Origin of the sequence: Bacteroides cellulosilyticus DSM 14838 (genome assembly GCF_000158035.1) — a bacterium.
Classification (GTDB): domain Bacteria; phylum Bacteroidota; class Bacteroidia; order Bacteroidales; family Bacteroidaceae; genus Bacteroides; species Bacteroides cellulosilyticus.
This window is the reverse complement of sequence record NZ_EQ973490.1, coordinates 1907184-1910883: the sequence shown is the minus strand read 5'-3', so window position 1 is coordinate 1910883 and position 3700 is coordinate 1907184. Positions and strand designations below refer to the sequence as shown.

Sequence of the window (3700 nt, the reverse complement as noted above, 5' to 3'; positions counted from 1 at the left end):
TGGCCGGAAATGCGTTTCTTCAGTTCATCCTTTCTGAAACGATGGGAATAACAAAGATCAATCAACTGCCCGGCAGGCAATGTTCCCGCACGTTCGGGAGAGAAAGGACCTTCACCGTCAAGCGCATTATTCACATCAATAGCACGCCCGTAATGGTGAGCCCCAACAGAAATGCCACCACCCAAATGACAGATAATCAAATTCAAGTCTTCATAGCGCACCGGATGATCGGGAGAAGCGGCTGTTAACTCGGCAGCATAACGGCGGGCAATGGCACGCTGGTTCAAAGCATGCCAAATGGTAATACGTGGCATCAGTGGAGAACCCGTGATACGGGCTATCTCATCCAGTTCGTCCACGACACCGGGGTCAGCAATAAAAGCACGGCAATCGGGAAGCAATGCTGCCAATTCGGAAGCTATAAGGCACCCCAGATTACACGCATGGCTTCTCATGGCATGGGTTATATCATCCAGCATGGCGTCGTTCACCTCGTACACTCCGCCCGGAATGGGTTTCAGTAATCCCCCACGCCCTACGATGGCATCAAATTCAAAAGGAATACCATTCTCTTTTAAGGCTTCTATTACCAGATTCTTGCGGAATTCAAACTGGTCGATGACGCGAGGGAAATGGGAAAGTTCTCCTACTGAATGGCGAATGTTACGCACCAAAAGCGGAGTTGTGTCTTCGTATACTGCAATTTTCGTTGAAGTAGAACCGGGATTGATAGCAAGAATTCTCATAATTTAAGATTTGACGATTTACAATTTACGATTAGGATCACCTACTTTATCACCCTGCCACTTAGTCACAGGCACAAGTGAGACATGCCATAGCAATACTATAATATTTAGAGAGACCGGAATCACTACGTGAGGGCAGCACCACCGGACATACAGGACCTTGCAACAGACCTGCCATATCAGCATGGGCAAACAAGGATACAGCCTTATAAAAAGCATTTCCCGATTCGATATTAGGGAAGATCAGCACATCCGCTTCTCCATTGATAGGAGATGCAATCCCTTTGATATCACCGCTTGTCTTCTCACAGGAAGTCTTTACATCCAACGGACCATCGATTATTACATTTCCGAATTCTCCGGCCTCCGCCAACTCCACGATATTGACATAATCTAACGAATGGGGGAACTTGGCACTTACCTTCTCCGTACAATGAATAAGTGAAATGCGAGGTTGTTCGATGCCAAAGTGGCGACAAGTATGGATGGCATACCAGATCATCTCTATGCGTTGCTGCAAAGTGGGTCGCGGAATTACGGCGGCATCCGAGAAGAACAGCAACTTATCATACGTAGGAATCTGCATTACAGCCAGATGGGTCAGGATTTTACCCTTAGGCAACAGACCTTTTTCTTTGTCAAGGATAGCATGCAACAAATTATCTGTATTGATAATGCCTTTCATCAAAATATCCGCTCCACCCTCACGAACAATACGTACAGCCTCACGCGCCGCCTCATCGGGATCCTCTATATGCACCGTACGGACGTACTGGGGATATTTCTTCAATGTAGGATATTTTTCAAGAATCGCAGAGTCGCCAATCATCAGGAACTCCGCAATCCCTTCTTCCAGAGAACGGGCAATGGCGTATTCCGTATTGGGGTCATTAGCACAAACTACTGCAATACGTTTCCTTTTGTTCAAGGATTTCAAATGCGAGGTTAGTTGATCAAAGCTTCGAATAGGTTCCATAACGTTAGATTTTTAGCAAATATCTGAAAAAATGTCGAGAAATGCAGCATAACACTCCAGGAAATTTCGCAAGCCTTATTTCATTTTGATAGTTTACACCACAGATTACACAGATTAACACAGATTTATTCTAATCATGGTGAAAAGTAATAATCTGCGTTAATCTGTGTAATCTGTGGTGTAAACTAAATTTCGTTTTGAGTTATTTTATGTACTTTTGTCCCCATACGCAAAATATTGAATTATGAACAGCCTTATTTTTCCGTCATACGTACAAAAAGGTGATCGTGTCATCATCCTTTCTCCTTCCAGCAAGATAGACAAGTCTTTTTTGAAAGGAGCCAAAAAGCGTTTGAAATCCTGGGGACTGGAAGTGGTAATGGCTAAACATGCCGGAAGCTCACACGGAACGTATGGAGGCAGCATCAAACAGCGCGTAGAAGATTTACAGAATGCGCTGGATGATGAAAAGGCTAAAGTTATTCTATGCAGCCGTGGCGGATACGGAGCAGTGCACCTGTTAGGGAAACTCGATTTTACCCGCTTTCGTGAACATCCTAAATGGCTGATTGGTTTCAGTGACATTACCGCATTACATAATGTGCTCCAGAAAGAAGGTTTTGCATCACTCCACGCCCTGATGGCACGCCATTTGACGGTAGAATCCGAAGATGATTTCTGCACATTGGCACTCAAAGATATCCTCTTTGGACATTTTAATCCGGAGACAGCAGAATCTGTAGAAATCTCAGAAAATGGTTTCAGCTATATTTGCCCCGGACACAAATTAAACCATAAAGGAACCGCCAGCGGCATTTTACGAGGTGGCAACCTGTCCGTATTTTATGGGCTGCGCGGCACTCCTTACGATATTCCCGCTGAAGGAACCATTCTCTTTATAGAAGATGTAGGCGAACGTCCGCATGCAGTAGAACGCATGATCTACAATCTGAAACTGGGCGGTATATTAGAAAAACTATCCGGCCTTATTATCGGACAGTTTACGGAATACGAGGAAAACAAGTCTTTGGGGAAAGAGTTATACGGTGCAATTGCCGACCTCGTGAAAGAATACGATTACCCCGTCTGTTTTAATTTTCCGGTAGGACATGTCAGCATGAACCTGCCCATGATAAACGGAGCGGAAGTAACGCTGGAGACCGGAAGAAAAGAAGTGAAACTAAGTTTTAATTTAGATAAAGAATGAAACGGAATTATACTCTCATCCCTTTATGCCTGGTGTTGCTTGCATTCATAGCATGCAGCAACAATACCAAGAAGGCAAGCGACGACACTGAAACAACAACCAAAAGCGTCGTCAATGTTCCACAGTTCAACGCAGACAGTGCTTACCAGTATGTGAAAGCACAGGTTGACTTCGGTCCACGCGTTCCTAATACGAAAGCGCATGTGGATTGTGGCAATTATCTGGCTGATAAACTGACAGAATTCGGTGCAAAGGTTACTAGCCAATATGTAGACTTACCTGCCTATACCGGCACATTACTAAAGGCCCGGAATATCATCGGTTCCTACAAACCGGATACAAAAAAGCGTATTGCACTTTTTTCTCATTGGGACAGCCGTCCGTGGGCAGACGCTGACCCGGACGCTAAAAAGCATTACACCCCCATTTTAGGTGCCAATGACGGTGCCAGCGGTGTAGGCGTATTATTGGAAATAGCACGTCATTTGCAGAAACAGTTGCCGGAAATGGGTATAGATATTGTTTTTGTAGATGCTGAAGATTATGGAACACACCAGGCTTACAACGGCCCGCATAAAGAAGAATACTGGGGACTTGGCTCACAGTATTGGGCACGCAACCCGCACGTACAGGGATATAATGCACGCTTCGGTATATTGCTGGACATGGTAGGTGGCAAAAATGCAGAATTCCGTTATGAAAGCCTGTCTCATGAAGTAGCTCCCAATGTCAATGAGAAAGTCTGGAAAACAGCCAACGCTTTAGGCTTCG

The 3700-nt window shown here is 44.9% G+C and carries 4 protein-coding genes; 2 read left to right on the top strand and 2 right to left on the bottom strand.

What is annotated here, in order from left to right; translation table 11 throughout:
• Both buk and BACCELL_RS11365 read right to left on the bottom strand, forming a co-directional pair.
• On the bottom strand, window positions 1-746 hold a 746-nt coding region (buk, locus tag BACCELL_RS11370), incomplete at its 3' end, for a butyrate kinase (RefSeq protein ID WP_007211934.1).
• Between the two features lie 61 nt (window positions 747-807).
• The gene (locus tag BACCELL_RS11365; protein ID WP_007211933.1) at window positions 808-1722 is read right to left on the bottom strand and encodes a phosphate acyltransferase; all 915 of its coding nucleotides are present in this window, start codon (window positions 1720-1722) and stop codon (window positions 808-810) included.
• Between the two features lie 244 nt (window positions 1723-1966).
• On the opposite strand from BACCELL_RS11365, the gene BACCELL_RS11360 reads away from it, so the two are divergent.
• Window positions 1967-2929 (top strand): S66 peptidase family protein, encoded by a 963-nt coding sequence (locus tag BACCELL_RS11360; protein ID WP_007211932.1) that lies wholly within the window; start codon window positions 1967-1969, stop codon window positions 2927-2929.
• Window positions 2926-3700 (top strand): M28 family peptidase (locus BACCELL_RS11355; RefSeq protein WP_007211931.1); only part of this gene is annotated, 775 nt, incomplete at its 3' end. The genes BACCELL_RS11360 and BACCELL_RS11355, both read left to right, overlap by 4 nt.